Genomic DNA, 20059 nt, shown 5'->3' with positions numbered 1-20059 from the left:
GCTCTAAATCAAATCCGGTATGAAAGCATACAGGCAAAGCAGGCACATTTTTATCGCGATAAGCACTTTGCTTATCGCGATTGTTATTTTGTTGTTTGTAAACCGCAACCGCCTTTTTGCAAAAGCAGACACGGGTACAGATCCGTTACCATCATGGAACAAGGGGTCGCTAAAAAGCGCAATTATAACTTATGTACAAAATGTAACAAATGAGTCTGCCAAAGAATATATCCCACCCGAAGACCGTATCGCCACATTTGATAACGATGGGACATTATGGGCCGAAGTACCGACCATCGAGCTTGAATATGCTAAACTGGCATTTAAGCAAATGATCAGGAAAAATCCCGAACTTGCCAAACAACAGCCTTATAAAGCCATTATCAAAAAAGATAAGGCATACCTTGCTACGGTAGACGAATCTGTTTTAGCTGCGGCTATTCTCAGGTCATTATCAGGAACATCCGAGGAAGTGTTTGAAAATTCGGTAAAAGCATACTTTGATACCGCTCATTATGTTATCCAAAAACGAATATATCCTGTGCAGTGCGCAACCTATTTACCTCAGCTCGAGTTGTTACGCTATTTGCGCAGAAACGGTTTCAAAACATTTATTTGTTCGGGCGGAACCATAGAATTTATACGAACTATATCCGAAAAATACTATGGCATACCTGCCGAGCAAGTAATAGGCACCAAATTGCAATATACCTTTGACGAAACAACGCGACATATTATGAGGGAGAATAAAGCGGCATCGATTTGCGATAAAGCCGGGAAACCGGTTAACATACAATGGCATATTGGTAAAATACCCGTATTTGCATGCGGTAACGAAAAAAGCGGCGGCGATATCCAGATGCTTAAATTTTCTCAAACCAGTAAATACGCTAATTTTCAACTGCTCGTTAACCATGACGATCGGATACGCGAATTTGATTACCAGGAAAAAAACAATGCGTCTTTAAGTGCGGCCGCAGCTAATAAGTGGCATGTTGTAAGCATGAAAAACGATTGGAAAACGATCTTTTCACTACCATAACCGTTACAAATAACCGTTAGTAAAATATTCAGCCTATATTTGATCTCATAGCCCGATGAACAAATCAATGATAAAATATACTGGAAGTATAGTACTTGTTGCGGCTTTTGTGTTGCTGTTACAATCGTGTACCGACCATGCAAAAAAAACCGGGATGGCGCCGCATCCTAAAGTATTTTCAGCAGTAAAAAATACTGAGGGTGTTGTTAAATCCAATTTTCCGTACAGAAGCGCCGCAGTATGCAGGCCAACAGATATTCCCCGTTCAGACAGTGCTACATTTATGAACGGTGGTGGACGCGAGTTTCGCGAAACTATTTTTAATAAATCAACCGATAACCAAACAGCGCCAACCGGTATGGTATATATTAACGGGGGCGAGTTTAGCATGGGCGGGGTGAATCCTGTTGGAATGAACGGGGGTGGACATGAAGCGATGAATGATGCCAGGCCCGTTCACCGTGTTACAGTACCGGCATTTTATATGGACGCTACCGAAGTTACCAATAAACAATTTGCCGCGTTTGTAAAGGCAACCGGTTATATAACCGTTGCAGAACAGAAACCTACCCGCGAAGAGTTTCCAACCGCAGCCGAAGAAAACCTGGTAGCGGGGTCCCTGGTATTTACGCCACCCGCCAAACGGGTCGCACTGAATAATTATTTCCAATGGTGGTCATACGTTAAAGGTGCCGATTGGCGCCATCCTGCAGGGCCCCAAAGCAACATCACCGGCAAGGATAATTACCCCGTGGTACAGGTATCCTGGGAAGATGCGGCCGCTTATGCCAAATGGGCCCATAAACGTTTACCAACTGAAGCGGAATGGGAATTTGCAGCGCGTGGCGGCATTGCAGGTAAACTGTATGCCTGGGGCAATGAGTTTAAACCTCATGGTAAATGGATGGCCAATATTTTTGAGGGCTCATTCCCTGATCATGATAGCGGTGCGGATGGTTATGCAGGTATTGCACCCATAAAACAATTTCCGCCCAATGGTTATGGTTTATATGATATAGCCGGCAATGCCTGGGAGTGGTGCAGCGACTGGTACCGGCCCGATTATTACCAAACACTTTCTAATAATAAAGTAACAGTTAATCCTTTAGGTCCACCTGACTCTTACGATCCTGATGAGCCTGGTATTAAAAAGAAGGTGCAGCGGGGAGGTTCCTTTTTGTGTACCGATCAGTATTGTACGCGATATATGGTAGGCACCCGTGGCAAGGATGACTATCGTTCCGCATCCAACCATATCGGCTTTCGTTGCGTAAAAAACGCGGAGCCAAATTCAAAAAATTAGCAAACCTTGTTGTTATACCCAGATCTTCTTCATTACAAATGAGCTTCGAAGTCGGGCTGATACGGTCAGCAACGGCCATACCGGTCCAAGCATCATAAAGCATTAGCGACTTCTACTCCGTCAACTTTTCCTGCAAAAAATAATCATTTCGTATTTAAAACACGGTTCATCTTTTGATATGCAACAATTTGAGCGTAGTGATCGGCAGGTTTATGGCTGACTATCAGCGTACTTTGTATACTCTAACAATATGTACAATGTTCAAACCAATAAAATATATGCTCCCTATACTGTTGCTGGCCTGCAGCACTCCTGTTAAGGGACAGGCTATATTAGCCATTCTATTCGGAAAAAAAATACAAAATGATAATATTTCGTTGGGCGTACATGTCGGTTTAGATGCTTCAAACCTTACCAATACGCCAGGTGCGGCTCCGTTGACCGGGCTCGCTCTTGGTGCTTATACTAATGTAAGGCTATCCCAGCAATGGACATTGAGCAATTACTTTATTTTTAAATCTGCAAGGGGGGCCGCATCAGTGCCACTGGGGTATCAAATCCAACCCAATGTGCCAAACGCCGCTGATGCCAGCCTGCGTAGAAGGCTGGCTTATATCGAGATCAGTCCGCTTATCAGGTATAATGTAATGCCCGAACTAAGCTTCGCCCTGGGGCCACAGTTTTCTGTCCGGTCAGAGGCAAAAGATATTTACACAACTGATCTTTCTGATGGTGGCCATCAAACTGTAGTTTATGATTTAAAGGATTACATAAACTGGTTTGATATAGATGCTGCCGCCGATTTTCAATACGCTTTTTTTAAGGGTAAAGGGGTACGGATAAACTTTCGCTTCTCGCTGGGTTTAGTTAATGTTTACAATGATCAGGTTCCGTTTAGCGCCAAAAATCAGTACTTCCAGCTGGGTGTTGGTATCCCAATAGCTGTAGGTAGTAAAAGTCAATGAATTAAAATAACAACTAAAAGTTATCACCATGAAGAACATCATCTTACCGGAGTATGCTCATCGGGTGCAATTTCAATTGATCCACAAAAGGCGGTTCAAAGCTGAAACGGATGGCGGCTCAATAATATTGTTATCAGCCAATTACAGGTTTTGATTATAACCATGAAGCGTTTATACCATCTACCGGTCATATTATTCTGCATAGGTTTTGGCTTATTGGGTAGTACAGCCGATGCACAAAATAAACCTAAACGTAACGTATCCTTAAAAGACTCGCTTGATCATGCCGTTGATTTGAGCGATTATATGATCTATTCCAATGGCTTTGTTTTAGTACCCACTATTATAACCGAGCCGTCTTTAGGCGGTATCGGCGGCGCCGTTGCGTCGATTTTTTTGAAAAAACGGGCATCTCTCATTGATACCGTTAAAGGTAAAGTAAGGATAACCCGGATAAACCCGGATATTACCGGGGGCCTAGCCATGTATACCGGAAACAAAAGCTGGCTTGTAGGGCTTTTCAGATCGGGTACGTTTGTTAAGCCGCGCATCACTTATCAAGTAGCTGCTGCTTATGGCGATCTTAACCTGAGTTTTTATAGAACATTGCAAAAAGATGCCGACGATCAGCAGTTCAATTTTAACTTTAAGATGACTCCTATTTATTTACAGGCGTTAAAGATGTTCAGGAACGCCAAATGGAGCGCTGGCGGGCAATATCTTTTTACAAGTATCACAGTAGCTGCAAGGGGGCAGTCATTGCCTGCTTTTGTTGCCGATAAAGAAAAAAATAGCCTTATTAGCCAGGCAGGTGGCATTATTAAATACGATAGCCGTGATAACATTTTCACTCCGGATAAGGGGATACGTGTCGAAACCAACTTTTTCTGGTCAAACACTATACTCGGAAGTGATTTTAACTCCTGGCGTATCAATTACTCGGGTATTGGTTATGTGCCGTTGAGCCCCAAATTTATCGGCGGCTTGCGTATTGAGGGGAAACAATCGCTTGGCAGCCCACCTTTCTATGGATTACCCTATATTAATCTGAGAGGCGTACCTGCTATGCGTTACCAGGGTAATGCTACTCTTCTATCAGAAATAGAAACACGCTGGGACTTTTATAAACGCTGGAGCGCAGTTTTTTTTGGAGGTACCGGTGCTGCCTATGATAACTGGAACAACATGTTCGAAAAACCGCTGGTATATAGTTACGGTAGCGGTTTCAGGTATCTCATCGCAAGAAAATTTAAGCTACGCATGGGAGTTGATGTAGCCCGCGGGCCTGAGGAATGGGCCTATTATGTTGTATTTGGGAGCAGTTGGTTCAGGTAGAAACATTAACTAACCTATAGTTATGAAAAGCAACAACTTTAATATTCATTAAAAATTTGTCAACATGAAAAAACACATCCTTCTAACAATTTTGATCGCGGCGGCATTTGCTTCATGCAGAAAAATTCCAAATTACAGCGATCTGTCCTCCCAGTTTGTAGTGTCTACCAACTATGCCAGAGGAACTGCATTTAATACTTATAAAACCTATTTTATAGCAGATACCGTTATTAACCTGGGCGGTACTGGTGCCGATACCATATTGGTTGGCGCTGCCGCGCAGCAATTAGTTTCCGCAGTTAAAACCAACATGAATGCCCGGGGCTATACTTTCGTTGCCCGGAAGTCAAAACCAGACCTGGGTTTAAGATTAGGCGTGGTAAAGGTTTTAAACATTGAGGCTTATCCGGGTTGGTATGGCGGTTACCCGGGTTGGAACCCTTTTTATTGGGGCGGTTATTATCCATATTATTACCCATGGACAACGGTGTATGCTTACGATACCGGCACCATTATTTTGGATACCTATGATTTAAAAAATGCTAAAACCAATGGCCAGTACATAACGGTATGGAACATTACGGCTTTTGGAGCTTTAGGATACGATACCTCTACCAATGTGAGCAGAGGCATCAACGCCATTAATCAGGGTTTTGAACAATCTCAATATGTTAAGGCTAATTAACCTTTTTATTTATCTGAAAATCAAAATGTCATGAAAAAATTAGCATTTATAGGAATAGTATTGGTAGGATTTTGTCAGCATTTACATGCGCAAACCCATAGCACCCTCCTGCCAAGGGATCAATTTTTTGTTGGGTACGAAGTTGCCATACCATCAAACAGCAATTACCTTACAAAAATCAGTTGGGCCGGTTTACTATTGGATTATCGCCGTATGATAACACCAAATATTTCTGTTGGTGCTGCTATGCGCTTTAATTCTTTCGAGCAGTACTTTATTAAGCAAACCTATCTTAGGACCGATAATACAGGATCTGTAACCAGTGATATGATCAGGCAGATATACAACGTTCCTATCACAGCCAACGTTCACTATTATTTCCCCGGTAACGAGCTGGTAAAAACGTATATAGGCATAGGGGTGGGCGCGCAATACAGTGAGCAGGATGCCTATTTTAATATTTATAACATTAATGTGTACAACTGGGGGTTTGTGATGCGGCCAGAAATGGGCGCAGTAGGCAAAATTAAGCCTAATATCAGTTTGTTTATAAACCTGGCTTATAACTATGCTACCAATACCAATAGCTCGTTCCATATCGATCATTTAAGCCAGTTTCCTATTTCGGTAGGATTTGTTTTCAGCGCGCCATAATTGATTGAGTTATGAAAACAGGTATGCGAAGCCATTACCCTACAAGTAATTAAGAAGGCTTGGCTACGCTGTGTTGCTGATCACTGCAGTTAACCAATTATTAACGTTGTTTCACATGCTAAAATGCAACCTTATCCGTAGGCAAATTATAACCGGGTTGTATTTGAGGTAGTTAAATTTGATCTGTAAACCATTGTAAATTAATACTAAACTAAATATCATTCAATTAAATAATTCACACGATTATGAAACAATTCCTGCTACTCGCATTAACCTCACTATTTGCAATAAGTCTGCATGGGCAAGACGTAGTGATCAAGGCATCAAAAGAAATCTCTCTTGAAGCCACCCCTAAACAAATTATCGATTCTTTAAAAAAGAAGTTTCCAAACGCGCAGGCTATTCACGCTTACAAAGTTTCAGAAGCGCAAAAAAATGGATGGGATATAACGAAGGAGGATGAGACAAGCCCTAACCATAGCTTTGAACGCTACACTTTAAGTTTTAAAAACAAAAATTTTAAATATTATGCTTTGTTCGCGGCCGATGGAACTTTACTCAAATCAAAGTTTGAACAATATGGGGCCACTTTACCTGCCGGTACTAAAGCATCGCTGCAAAAGCTTGCCGGCGATCAGTATAAGGCATACAGGTTGATCTCTAAAACCTATTATAAAACGGTTGATTATGATAAGAAAAAGAGTTACTATCAAATAGTAGCCGTTAACATTGGCAATGAAAATATTAAGAAAACCATAACGCTTGACGAGGAAGGAAAGGTAGTTAAGGTTATTGATAACTAAATAACGGTTATCACTTTTGATAACAGAGATATTAAGTTAGGAGTAGGCTGATAAACCATTAGCCTACTCTTAACTTAACAATTGGCATTACAGCAAAATCACCTCCCTTATCACAAAAAGAATGCTTTTTGTAACTCTTGCCTATGTTTTCAGCAATCCCACATAAAAATAAAAAGTTAAATAAGCAACGGGGTGTACAAGGTTTCATTTTTAAAAATGAAACCACTATGCAGCACCTTACTATCTACAATTAGCCGAAATAACTTTTACTTTGAGTTAATATAAAATATCCGAAATGAAAACACGTAAACTTTTACGGGGCGGAGAAAAAGTAATAACGATTCTGCTGATCCTGGCTGTAAGTAACGTATATGATTTAGGGGTGCAATACAGGGGCGGCTGTAGCAATATCGGTAAACAAGCCCGGCGAAAATCGGTTAATCGGTCGGTTGCCAGTAATAATAATTCGCAGGGAGGCCGGGCCAATTACTCAGTCAAAAAACAACCAACTACAATATTAACGCTGGCAATTGATAATAGTAACACGCATAGTAAGACGAGATAATGCAGCATATCCGCTTCTTTATACTGACTGCTATTACGGCGAAACGTTTATAAATCGACCAGGGCATACCGTTGCATCGCCAACTGACGGAGCTATTGCTCTCCCGGATGGAGAAAGGAAGTAAAATGGGTAAACTTATTAACCGGTTAAATAATGTATCGTCAGTTGATATTTAATTTAAAACTTATGAAATTTAAATATATATTTTATCTGGTTTTATTGATCATGATGCATTATGAAGTGGGGCGCCTTCTTAATGGTATAGACACGCTAAAAGCAAACGATCCTTCTTCGGATAGTAGCGAGGTTAAATTTAGCTCCAGTTATAGCTTATTCAAATATTCACCCAGCCATAAGTTAAAATCAGCCGGAGCGATCCGTGGCCAAAAAACAATGTTCCGTTTCAAAAAATTGAAAAATAAAAACCAAATGTAACAGGGGAGCATTAATGATCAAGTATTATAATGTGGCACTTTTTTCAACAATAACATTCCGGGCTCTCATGTAAGTAGTACCGGTAGGGCCGGGCGAGCCTGATGAACCTTCCATTTGATAATCTATAATGATATACATCGGCTTATCAACAAAATTAGCGCCTGTTTGAGTGCTCTTTAATACCCCGTCTATCCAATATTCGATGGTCACGTCGGTTGCATTCGTTTTGGTCATATAACATGAATAAGTATGCCAACTGCCTGGGCTGCTAATCGTTGTACCTACGCTGGACCATCCTCCGCTCGCATTTTTGTAGGTATTAGTATAACAAACGCTGCTGCCTTTAAATTCCATAAAATCACTTTCAGGCGGCCAACTTGTTGAGCCTGTGGCCCAAAACGCCGGCCATGTTCCTCTTTGCGATTCATTTTGAAACTCCCCTTTGAAATGCCATTTAGGCCAGGCTGTACTAACTGTTGCAATTGTTTTGGCATAAACAGTACCCGAATAATAATGGATGGCAAGAAAAGGGTCTTTATTACTGTTCCCTACACTCCCACTTGCGTAACTGGTTAATGTAAGCACGCCTGCCGATGTAGAAATGTTCTCAGCTCTCATTCGGGCGCTGCCATTGTGATCAGATCCCCATGGATATAGGTTGTTCCAATAGGTGCTGAAGGAACTAAATGAACTCGCCGGAATAACATTTACCCATGATACTGCTGAAACACTTAGTTTCGGAGTTGAGGCATCTGTCGATGGTTCATTTTTGACGGCTGTTTGTGATTTGTTGTCTACTTTACTACAGGATGAAAAAGAGATCGCTGCAAGTAAAATGAGCAAAGCTAAATTTTGATTTTTCATAATAATAGGAATTGATGGTTAATAAATTGCTACCCCTGGTTACATATTGGCAGGTCAAAGAAACAACAATGGCCGAAGGCAAGTGAGGGACAAATCCACCAATTAAAGGGGATATTTTTAATAAAAAATACACAATAAATATTTTACATGTTTCAAAATGCACTTTATTTCAAGCATATTAACAATTATTCTCACACTTACATAAGCCAAACATATTATCAGATGTGATATTTTTATAAGGACCAATCTTTGTGGGGTTTTTGTTGCCTGATGTTTAAATAGGTTGCGCCAGGTCATCCGGCAAAAAATTGACCTGGGAGCATATAAACATTAAAATGCTGCTTCGTTATGCCGTTAAAATAAGGTAAATTTGGTTACCGATTATTCTAAAAAACTACCCCTTGAAATTATTTTTTCGTAGTGTTGCCGGCTTTTTACTGACGGTATTTTGTTTATCAGCTCTTTCTGAAGCAGGTATGGCTCAGGAGCTTCCTGTAAGGTACCTGGGTATTGAATCAGGTCTTTCCAATAATTCTGTTACCAGTGTGTTGCAAGATCAGTTCGGATATATCTGGTTCGGCACTTATGATGGCCTTAACCGGTATGACGGCTACGATTTCAAAACCTTCCACAACGAATGGAACGACCCTCACTCCCTGATCAATAACCACATTAAATCAATGGCTATTACCGGTAACCGGATGTTTGTCGGTACAGAGAAAGGGTTGATGTATCTGGATTTTACGGATTCAAAATTCCACGCGCTCTATTTTACAGAAGATGGAAAAAAACCACTCAAGATCGATTTTATCATCAACCAGGTTATCACAGATCGTGAAGGTAACGTATATGTTGGAACCGGATCAAATGGCCTGTTGAGATTTCAGGGGTTAGATACGGTAGGTACTATGATTACGCTAAGAGGATCAAAACCGCACTATCCTGCTCAAACAATGGCACTTGATGGCTCCGGGCATGTTTTGACCTTTATCAATGGTAAAGGATTGGGGATATATGACGCCGGTAGCCGAAGCATTTCGTTGATCAATCATGAACTTCTATCGGCAAACTGCATAACTGTGGACCGGCAAGGAACAATTTGGATAGGTACAAACAATGGAGTTTATACCTTTATAAACAATCATTTGACAAGATTTGATGATGAACAGCATCACTTACTGGCAACCAATATATCCAGCATATCGCAGGCTAGCGGCGGCGATATCTGGATAGGCACAAATGGCGCAGGTATCAATATCTGGAACCGGGCAACCCACAAGATCCGGTATCTTGTTCCAGGCGAATCCCAAAACTCACTACAAAGCGGTGCCGTTGCCGCAGTATTTGAAGATAAGGAGAAACGCATTTGGGTTGGCACACTGCGCGGCGGCATCAACATCATAGAAAGCAGGCCGGTTCCGTTTGTCAATTACACGCATGATGCTGCTAACCGCTATAGTATTCCCAATAACTTCGTGCGTTCTTTTTGCGAAGATGACCTCCATAACGTTTGGGTTGGATTTGATGGCGGCGGCCTTTCTTATTGGAACCGCAAGACAGGCACGTTTTCTACTTACACTCATAACGGCCCGGGTACAGTAAGCAGCAATTTTGTGGTGAGTATCGTTAAAGATCACCAGAGTAAGATCTGGATAGCTACATTCAACGGAGGGATCGATGCCTTAGATAAAAAGTCGGGAACGTTTAAGCATTATACCTGCTTCAAACCGGGATCCAATGTTGAAGAAAAGAATTTCTGGACATTATACGAGGATAAGGCACACAACCTTTGGGCCGGAAGCACCTGGGGCGGTACCCTATATCGTTATAACCAGGCAAACGATCGTTTTGAAGTAATGGACCCTGAGCTTAGCGACATCCATGCGCTATATGTGGACAAGTCGGGCAGGATGTGGGGTGGAGATTACAGGCGCCTCATTTTATTGGATCCCAACCAAAGAAAGCACAAGTATTTTTTTATCGGGCAGGCGGTTCGGGCAATTACTGAAGACCGTTCCGGAAGCTTATGGGTAGGTACAGAAGGTGGGGGTTTGCTAAAATTCGACCCTCAAAGCGGCCAATATAAGCGGTATACAACCACCAACGGGTTGCCAAGCAATACCGTTCTCAATATTTTGGTAGACGAAAAGAATAACCTTTGGTGCAGCACGTACCATGGGCTCACAAATTTCAATACTACTAATGGTAAATTCATAAATTACTTCGCGTCAGACGGGTTGCAAAGTAACCAGTTTATTTATGGAGCCGCTCTACGCTTAAACTCAGGTGAAATGCTATTCGGTGGTATTAAAGGCTTCAGCATTTTTGATCCTGCAAAAATTGCCGCCTACATCCATGTACCGGCGCTACTATTAACGGATTTCAAAATAAACAATGTATCCGTAGCAGATAATGAAGATTATTCAGGCCGTAAGCCTTTAAATACCCTTAAAGAAATAGAAATACCTTATGACCAGGCTTCGCTTGCGATCAGTTATACAGCCCTGGAATATTCATTCCCCGAAAAGATAGATTATGCTTATTATCTTGAAAATTGGGATCATGGGTGGAACTTTGTTGGCAAACTTAAAACCGCATATTTTAGCCGGTTGAATGAGGGACATTATGTGCTTAAGGTCAAATCAACCGACACACAAGGCATCTGGAGCCAGCCTTACGAGCTTCGGATCACGGTTTTACCGCCATGGTACCGATCATGGTGGGCCTATGTTTTCTATGTGCTCTCTTTTAGTACGATCATTTATTGGATATGGCTTTACCGGATCAGGCAAACACGATTAAAATATGAGGTGACCATAGCTAACTTAAAGGTTGAACAGGAAAAAGAAGCCAATGAACGTAAGCTCTCCTTTTTTACAAACATATCTCACGAATTCCGGACGCCTTTAACCCTGATCATTAACCCGATCAAGGACCTGCTTAGGTTGCATAACGTGGCGAACGAAGAACTTAATATTGTTTATCGCAATGCCAGCCGTTTACTCGGTCTGGTTGATCAGTTATTAATGTTCCGTAAATCAGAAAGTGAAAATGCCGATATTAAGATCAGCGTTCTCAATTTTACTGAGGTTTGTAAGGAAATCTATAATTGCTTCACACACCAGGCCAAAATCAAACAGATCAATTATACTTTTGAAGCTGCCGATGCCAGCATTGAAATATACGCCGACTGTGAAAAGATAGAGATAGCCTTATTTAATTTGATCTCAAACGCGATCAAATTCACACCGCAAAATGGCAATATTGCCGTAACGGTGAAGCAGGATGAGCGATCCGTATTTTTCGAGATCGCCGACTCGGGCATTGGTATTTCGGCTGATGTTGGAGAAAAGTTATTTGATAAGTTTTACCAGGTAAAAGATGCAAGCTCGTTAAAAACAGGCTTTGGTATCGGGCTTTACCTTGTTAAAAACTTTATCGAACTACATAAAGGCTCTATCACCTTTCAAAGTACTTCGGGGGAGGGTACCACGTTCGTCCTGTGTATCCCAAAAGGTAAGGCTCATCTCTCCCATTACCCAATGGTAGAATCGTTACCCGGTAAAAATACTTATGTTGAAGAACTGATCGATGCCGACGCGCCTGAGGCTGCCGCTGCTGAACCGGTAGCAAATAATATTGAGCTGATGATCTCTGCTTCTCAGTCTATTCTGATCATCGATGATGACCAGGAACTCAGGAAATATATACGCAAGATATTTGAAAAAGATTATACGATATATGAAGGCGAAAACGGCCAGGTTGGCCTGGAGCTGATCAGCAAGGTGCTGCCGGATGTAGTGATCAGTGATATCAATATGCCAAACCTTTCGGGTTTGGAACTCTGCCGGATAGTTAAACAGAATTCTCAACTGAGCCACATCCCGATCATTCTGCTAACCGGAGAGCAAGCGCCGAAAATGAGATTGCAAGGTATTGAAGAAGGGGCGGTAGATTTCCTGAGTAAACCATTTGATAAGGATCTGCTGGTGGCCAGAGTGAAAGGCATCATCAGGAATAAAAAAGAATTGCAGCACTACTTTTTTAACGAAGTTACCCGCAAAAACAACAGCCAGAATATCTCTGAAGAAAATAAACAGTTTTTATATCGATGCATAGAGATCATTGAGAATTCGCTGCTTGACCCTGTATTGGATGTAAACACGATCGCGGATAAAATGGGTATGAGTTATTCAAATCTTTATAAAAAGATCAAAAACATAACCGGGCAATCCATTAATGGATTTATCCGCTTTGTGAGGTTGCGCAAATCAGCAGAACTGCTGATCGAGACCAACTGTAATGTAAACGAGGCCGCATTTAGGGTAGGCTTTAGTGATGTCAAATATTTCCGGGAGAATTTTCATAAACAATTCGGGCTTAATCCGTCCGAATTTATTAAGAAGCACCGCGTTAATTTCCAGAACACTCCCGAAAACGTCAAAAAATAAACTAAGGGGGCATCGATCATCCATTATAATAGCACATTGGATAGATATGATCCGATACAAAAAAAGCCGGTCCGCGAATTGCGGACCAGCTTAATGATTATTACATAGGTAGAGAATTATTGATCGGTTAAAAACTGTCAAATGCGCAAGGCATTTACCAACCCGGGTTTTGAATCATGGCAGGCATTTTTCTGATCTCGTCATCCATGATCGGCAAAAGATACATCTCCGGCCTGAACACGTGCTGACGTATATTATCCTCGATCTGATAAGTAAAGGACAAGCCTACACCGGTAGTCAACGATCCGGCCGAGCCGTTGCGAATAGGGTGCATTACCTTATTGAAACCGTTAGGGCCACCGTTGTAAAGGGTCATCGCGATCTTCCATCTCCTGATATCGTGCCAGCGTTGATCTTCATACGCCAGCTCGATATGACGTTCGTTTTGTATAAAGGCGCGCATTTCGTCTTGCGACATGTTTGCTTTCATGCCGTAGTTATTATCCGAACCAGGTAAAATACCGGCCCTGTCCCTGATGAGCCTTAAACTTGGATAAGCCTGGGCAGTTTGTCCAACTTCGTTTATCGCTTCGGCATAATTTAACAGGATCTCTGCATAACGCATCAAAGGCCAGCTTCGTGCCGGGCTGGAGCCAACGCTGTTAGTAACCGTGCTGTCGCACATTTTCCGGCAAAAATATCCGGTATTACCGCCAGATGAAAAAGCATCGCCTACAGAACCCGTGCCGGTAAAGGTCCAAACGAAATCCTGGATGTTCGCGTTGCTTTGATATTTACTACCGTTAAACATGATGGTGTAATTAAACCTTGGATCGCGGTTAACATATGGATTGCTCGCCACGTACCCTGAGGCTGGATCTGTAATAGCTTTCCCATTACGCATCGGGAAAGCGTCAGCCATATTTTGAGTTGGCCTTGAGTAGTTTGATCCACCTCTGGTTCCCGGCAAATAGTAAGATTCAAAATCCTTGTTAACCGGTCTTGATACCGCGAAAATATATTCGTTATTGGCTCTCGACAGAAATAAATTATAGAATCCAAGTCCTGGTTTTGAGTTGTCAACGTTTAAGGAATAATAATTACTATTGATAACAGCCAGGGCAGCGTCTGCAGCAGCTTGCCAATGCGATACATTGTAAGTTGGATAGCTGACTATCGCTTTTTGCTGTGCAGTTGCCGTGGCAAGGGCTCCTCCATTAAATAAAGGGCTTGCTGCATACAACAATAAGCGTGATTTGAGGCCCATCGCTGTTCCCTTGGTTACCCTCAGGAAGTCAAGATCCTGGTATCCTTGCGGATAGGGCGCACCGGGTGCAGGCAGTAAAGCTGCTGCTGCGTCAAGTTCTGAAGACAGATAGTTCACGAACTCCGCGAAATCCTGCCTTGGCAGATTTATAAAATCGTCTATTCCATATACTTTATCGCCTATATTCGGAACTCCCCCATAAACGATAAGCAGTTGCAGGTAATACCAGGCCCGCAGACATCTCGCCTCACCTCTCATCCGGTTTTTTGTCCCGGCTGATAACGGCGACTTATCGATATCCTGCAACAGCAAATTGCAACGACGGATGTTTTTATATGGCGTTGCCCAAATATCAGTTGCCTTTGGACTTGCACCATAGTTAGCGGCAGAGAAGGTACCCTGGTATAACATTACCGAGGGGCGCGTTGCAGAGCTTAATGAATATTCCGCATCGTCGACAGAGGTTTCCCAGTTGCCATGCGTTTCCCATCTTCTTTTATTAAATGCAAAACCTATACCTGCATAATCTGTATTTCCGTAAGTGCCTTCTGCGTATATCCCGTTCAGGAATTGTATGGTGCGCAAACTATCGGTAAATACTGCGGTTTCATCTAATGCCGAGGTTTTATTATCAAGAGAACTGGTCTTGGAGCAAGACGCGAAGATCGCGGAAATACCTAAGATTAGTAATAACTTCTTCATTTTATTTAGTTTTTAAATACCTGAGTACTTGTTAATTGATCTGTTATTAAAATGTTGCGCTTACACCAAAGTTAAACATGCGTTGCGGAGGATAATTAGTCCTGTCGGTACCGCTCGACCCTGTTGACCCCTGGTTAATTTCGGGATCAAGCTGGTAAAGTGAGTTTAATTTGGTCCAGGTAAACAGGTTATATCCGTTTGCATAAATTTTTATATCCTTCATCTTTAATTTCGACATCCAGGCCTTAGGCAATGAATATCCTATCTCCGCTGTTTTCAGGCGGATATAATCTCCCGGAATAAGCCAGAAAGTTGATGGGTAAGCCCTTGAATCGCTGATACCGGGGATGAATGACAACAGCGGAAATTTCGCGTTATCTCCGATAGCCGGAGTCCAGGCTTGCTGATGAATGGGCTGAAAGTTTGCACCGAACGGCTGAATTGCTTCGGCAAGGCCACGCACGTTAAACCCTCTTGATCCCTGGAAAAACACCCCGATATTGAAATTTTTATACCGGAGGTTAAGGTTCAAGCCGCCTGTTGTATTAGGAACATTTGGATCGCCCTGTACCTTGGCATCAAATCCATCAATGATACCATCACCGTTAAGGTCCGCGTATTTCAGATCTCCCGGGCGAACGGTTAACCCAGCCGGTTTAGCGCTGGCAGCAATATCCGCAGCATCCTTGTAAAACCCGATCCAGGTATATACCCGTTGCGTATTAATGGCATGCCCGGTGTAGGCCTGGTAATCATATTGGTATGAAGGCTCGTCAGCAAAAACAATCTTGTTTTTAGCGACAGAGTAGGTACCTCTTACATTAAAGCTAAAATCTTTACCTAACCTTCCATTGTAGCTCAGCTCAAATTCAAGCCCTCTGTTATTTACCTTGCCCAGGTTAACCGGTGGTAAGGTTTGCCCGAACACCAGGGATACCGAACCAAAACGGGTATCTGTTTTTCCACTCCTGTCGGTCAGGATATCAAACCTGTTATTGTCAAAATAATCAACGGTAGCAGATAGCTTGTCTTTAAAAAATCCCATTTCTATACCCAGATCGAGTTTTCGTTCTTTTTCCCAACTCACCTGCAGGTTACCTAAAGTACCTTCGTAAATACCGTTTGCATTATTTGCACTTGGGTTGCCAAAAAATACCTGATTAGATGCAGAACCATAAGTTTGCTGGTAGTAGTAAGTAAAACTTCCCAATTTATCGTTACCCACAAGGCCATATGAGCCTCTTAATTTTAAGCGACTCATCACGTTAACGTGATTTTTAAAGAAACCCTCCTCACTAATATTCCATCCTGCAGAAACAGCGGGAAAAAAGCCATACCTGTGATCTGCAGAAAAACGATCAGAACCATTGATGGCGCCGTTAAACTCTATTAGATACTTTTCGCGGTAATTGTAGGCCATTCTGCCGACATAACTTTTGAAAATGCTTGGAATAAAATTATAAGTAGCATCCCCGCTGTTCCTGGTGTCTGATTGTTGCAGGAACAATGCCAATGCGGTAATGTGGTGGTATCCAAAACTACGATCGTAATTTAATGCTGCCTGGGTGGTCAGTATCCTGATCGTGCTGCCATTGCCCGAACCCCTGATCAGCCTGCGCACCCGGAATATGTTAGCGCTGCGCGGCGAATAAGTGTTTGCCACCGGATCATAAATATAAGATGGAAAATCACCTCCGGACATGGTCAGTGTTGGGTTATTATATTGAGAGGCATAAGATAAAGTTCCCTTTATTGAAAGGCCATTCGTAATAAAATCCAGTTTTTGATTGGCCGTTGCAGCCAGGTTCATATTGTTTTCAAAAGTTCTGGTATAACCAAGGTAGGTTAATCTCCCCACAATATTATTTACATCATAAACAGTACCACCAGTACCCGGGCTACGGGCCCATTGACTATATCCTAATGTACCGTCTGGATTATATATAGGGTATGCCCACGGCGCCAGCGACCAAATGCTGCCATAGTCTGCTAAAACATCGTTCCAGCCGTTAGCGCTGCCTACCTGTGGTACATTAATGGTACTGATGTTACCCGAAAGATCGATCCTGAGGTCGGTCGTCCTGGTCACTTTCATGTCCAGATTTGAACGGTAATTATAACGATCGCTAAAGTAATTGTTATTCACCCCTACCTTACTGCCAAAATCATTAACCATACCGCCCTGGTGTAAATAACCAGCCGACACGAAATATTTCACACTTTCGGTACCGCCAGACACATCAAAGTTACCCCGGTACTGAGTTGCGAATTTTTTGAACAGCACACTTTTCCAATCCACATCCGGGTGGCCATAAGGATCGGTATGATCCCTGTAAGCTGCAAGATCAGCGTCGGTAAACTGGGGGGACTGCCCGTCATTTTTTCTACCCTGGTTATACAATGTTGCGGCATCGTAAGAATTTAAAAAGGTAGGGAACACAGTAGGCTGCTGCAGACTGGTTTCACCGCGGAAGGTAATTTGCGGCGCACCTATTTTACCCCTTCGGGTGGTTACAACAATAACGCCGTTTGCGCCCCTCACCCCGAATACCGCTGTTGCTGCTGCATCCTTTAATACCGAAACGGTTTCGATCTCATTGGCATCCAGTCTTGAAAACTGATCCAAAGTATATTCAATATCATCTACATAAATTGTTGGCGAGGTACTGCCGCTATTATACGAACTCACGCCACGGATATAAAAAGTGGCGCCATCAGCACCGGGGCGCCCGGATGTTTGCTGAGAAAAGAAGCCCGGCACTTTACCAGCCATCGTATTCTGTATGGCTGCTGTTGGGTTAGCGCGCAATTCTTCGCCCGAAACAGAACTGATTGCCCCGGTATTCGTGATTTTCTTTTGTTTACCATAACCTACCACCACAACTTCCGAAAGGTTTTGAGTTGTTTCTTTCAGTCTTACTGCAATGGTCAGCCTGTTGCCCAGGTTAATTTCCTGCGATTTATAACCAACCATCGAGAAAATCAGGACTCTTTGGGTTCCTTTTAAGTTGAGGGTAAACCTGCCGGAGGCATTTGCAGCGGTAGCGTTGGTTGTGCCTTTTTCGGTGATAACCGCACCGGGAAGCGTGGCACCGGTGGTATCGGAAACCGTCCCGGTAACCTGTGTGGTCTGCGCCATCAGCCTTATATTTGACAGGGATAGGATGATCAGTACCAGATAAAAGATCTTTTTCATTACTTATTTTTTTAAATAGGGATTATAAATTTTCCAAATCAATATTTTACCAACCCTCATTTTGTAGCAGTTTCGGGTTCTTGGTGATCTCATCATAAGGGATCGGCATATGATACATGCGGTCGGTCCATACCCCGGTTGTCACAGCTATCGGTGTATAAGCAGGCGTTGCACCAGCCGAAATACTTAGTCCCGTTAAATTTTGCGTCATCACTTGTGGTGCGGTTTTCCATCTCCTGATATCCCAAAAACGATGCTCTTCAAACGCGAACTCGATCCTTCTTTCATTCATGATCAGAGCCCTCATGTTTGCGGCAGATATCCCCACCGGAATACCATACCTGTTATTGGTACCGGCAGTAATACCGGCTCTTTTCCTGATCAGGATAACCTGCTGAACGGCATTTTCAGTTTGGCCGAGCTCGTTTAATGCCTCTGCGTAATTCAAAATGATCTCCGCGTAACGAAAAATAGGATAGTTATGGCTTTGCGCAGAAAATGTGGTGCTGGCGCTAAAATTGCCCAGAAATTTACGCAGATAGTACCCGGTGCGGGTTTGAACTGTGGATATCGTGGTGTTGTTTGGTTTATCCAGGCCACCTTCAAAGGTTTGAACCGACCGGCTTAACCAGGTTTGGCCATTATAAAATACAGTTGCAGCCAAACGAGGGTCGCGGTTGGTATAGGGCGAAGCGCTGCTATATCCCGAACCGGCATCATTGATCCCTAAACCGTTCAACATTGGAAAAGCATCCACCAGGTTTTGGGTAGGACTGGTGAGACCCTGACTTTTAGTATTCGACACAATATACCCTACCGGAGATTGGTTGTTTTCGAGGGTGTTATTGTTGGTACTTTGCTTAGAAAATATAATTTCATTGGACATTTTGGTGGTAAACACGGATGTAAATGCGGTAGGCGTACCGGTAGCCACCAAACCATAATAACCTAAAGCCTGAAACTCGGTGTAGGCATCCACAACGGCTTGCCAGCGGGTGGGGTCAGCAGTCGGATAGCCGGTCAATGCCTTCCTGGTCGGATCAGATTCAAATCCGCCACCGTTAAACAACGGGCTCGCAGCGTACAAAAGCACGCGGCATTTTAAAGCCACCGCGGCTCCCTTTGATGCCCGGCCAAAATCAGAAGTAGATACCGGATCGGGGCGCATATTTGGTTTGATGGCGTTACATTCGCTAATGATATAGTCAACCGTTTGCGCGAATGTATTTCTTGGTAATTGGATGTTATCCTCCAGGCCGTAAATCGTATCTCCCAAAATCGGTACACCTCCGTAGCGTTTAAGCAATTCCCAATAAAAGTAAGCACGCAGGAAACGAGCTTCGGTAATCCAGTATTGCTTGGTTTGGGCAGTAACCGGCACAGCGTTTATATTGGCCAGAAATATGTTAACCCTCCGGATACCATAATAACAATCGCCCCAAAAGGTAAGCGGATAACCGTTTCCGGGATTTTCTTCGGGGTTATTTAGCGCGGTTACGGTACCACGTGTAAAGTACTCCACCGATTTGTTATAAGTAGATGGAACACCATTATCAGTCGCTGCATCTAAAAATTCTCCATTAATGCGGGCAAAACCATCAGGTATATAGGTATAAATATTGTTCAGGTTATAACCCGCCACAATACCATTTTGGTCGAGATTATCAAATGTCAGGTCTTTTGTGAACCAGTCTTTAGGCTGTTCTTCATATTTGGTGCAGGAACTCCACACCAGGGATAGCAACACTGATCCGATGGCAAAAATTGAGTAAAATTTCTTTTTCATATTGGT

The 20059-nt window shown here is 42.8% G+C and carries 13 protein-coding genes; 9 read left to right on the top strand and 4 right to left on the bottom strand.

From position 1 onward, the window contains the following. The first annotated feature begins 19 nt into the window (after positions 1-19). The 8 genes from ACFGVR_RS10975 (at position 20) to ACFGVR_RS10940 (ending at position 7787) form a co-directional block, all read left to right on the top strand. Positions 20-1042: an HAD family hydrolase gene (locus tag ACFGVR_RS10975; RefSeq protein WP_448702867.1), complete on the top strand. Its 1023-nt coding sequence runs from the start codon at positions 20-22 to the stop codon at positions 1040-1042. Between the two features lie 67 nt (positions 1043-1109). Continuing rightward, on the top strand, positions 1110-2345 hold the full coding sequence (locus ACFGVR_RS10970) for a formylglycine-generating enzyme family protein (protein WP_448702866.1): 1236 nt from the start codon (positions 1110-1112) through the stop codon (positions 2343-2345). A 278-nt stretch (positions 2346-2623) separates the two neighbouring features. Continuing rightward, complete coding sequence (locus tag ACFGVR_RS10965) at positions 2624-3310, top strand: outer membrane beta-barrel protein (RefSeq protein WP_448702865.1); 687 nt, start codon at positions 2624-2626, stop codon at positions 3308-3310. A gap of 162 nt (positions 3311-3472) precedes the next feature. Beyond that, the gene (locus tag ACFGVR_RS10960) at positions 3473-4645 is read left to right on the top strand and encodes a BamA/TamA family outer membrane protein (RefSeq protein ID WP_448702864.1); all 1173 of its coding nucleotides are present in this window, start codon (positions 3473-3475) and stop codon (positions 4643-4645) included. Between the two features lie 64 nt (positions 4646-4709). Further along, a complete protein-coding gene (locus ACFGVR_RS10955) occupies positions 4710-5330 on the top strand; it encodes a DUF4136 domain-containing protein (RefSeq protein WP_448702863.1) in 621 nt (206 codons plus the stop codon). Positions 5331-5360: 30 nt separating this feature from the next. Beyond that, positions 5361-5984: a hypothetical protein gene (locus ACFGVR_RS10950; RefSeq protein WP_448702862.1), complete on the top strand. Its 624-nt coding sequence runs from the start codon at positions 5361-5363 to the stop codon at positions 5982-5984. A gap of 245 nt (positions 5985-6229) precedes the next feature. Continuing rightward, entirely contained in the window at positions 6230-6787 is a 558-nt protein-coding gene (locus ACFGVR_RS10945; RefSeq protein WP_448702861.1) for a hypothetical protein, read from the top strand. 751 nt (positions 6788-7538) lie between these two features. Continuing rightward, positions 7539-7787: a hypothetical protein gene (locus ACFGVR_RS10940; protein WP_448702860.1), complete on the top strand. Its 249-nt coding sequence runs from the start codon at positions 7539-7541 to the stop codon at positions 7785-7787. Positions 7788-7811: 24 nt separating this feature from the next. On the opposite strand, the gene ACFGVR_RS10935 is transcribed toward ACFGVR_RS10940, so the two are convergent. After that, a complete protein-coding gene (locus ACFGVR_RS10935; protein WP_448702859.1) occupies positions 7812-8651 on the bottom strand; it encodes a glycoside hydrolase in 840 nt (279 codons plus the stop codon). Positions 8652-9052: 401 nt separating this feature from the next. On the opposite strand from ACFGVR_RS10935, the gene ACFGVR_RS10930 reads away from it, so the two are divergent. Beyond that, positions 9053-13102, top strand: coding sequence for a hybrid sensor histidine kinase/response regulator transcription factor (locus ACFGVR_RS10930; RefSeq protein WP_448702858.1), 4050 nt, complete (start codon positions 9053-9055; stop codon positions 13100-13102). Between the two features lie 154 nt (positions 13103-13256). Here the strand turns inward: ACFGVR_RS10930 and ACFGVR_RS10925 are convergent, their stop codons facing one another. The 3 genes from ACFGVR_RS10925 to ACFGVR_RS10915 are packed head-to-tail and all read right to left on the bottom strand — an operon-like array spanning position 13257 to position 20053. Continuing rightward, positions 13257-15071: a RagB/SusD family nutrient uptake outer membrane protein gene (locus ACFGVR_RS10925; protein ID WP_448702857.1), complete on the bottom strand. Its 1815-nt coding sequence runs from the start codon at positions 15069-15071 to the stop codon at positions 13257-13259. A gap of 46 nt (positions 15072-15117) precedes the next feature. After that, the gene (locus tag ACFGVR_RS10920; protein ID WP_448702856.1) at positions 15118-18267 is read right to left on the bottom strand and encodes a SusC/RagA family TonB-linked outer membrane protein; all 3150 of its coding nucleotides are present in this window, start codon (positions 18265-18267) and stop codon (positions 15118-15120) included. Between the two features lie 46 nt (positions 18268-18313). Beyond that, positions 18314-20053: a RagB/SusD family nutrient uptake outer membrane protein gene (locus ACFGVR_RS10915; RefSeq protein WP_448702855.1), complete on the bottom strand. Its 1740-nt coding sequence runs from the start codon at positions 20051-20053 to the stop codon at positions 18314-18316. Positions 20054-20059: the final 6 nt, after the last annotated feature.

It is taken from the genome of Mucilaginibacter aureus (assembly GCF_053514885.1).
Note: the sequence above shows the minus strand (reverse complement) of the source record. Positions and strands in the feature narration are given on the sequence as shown.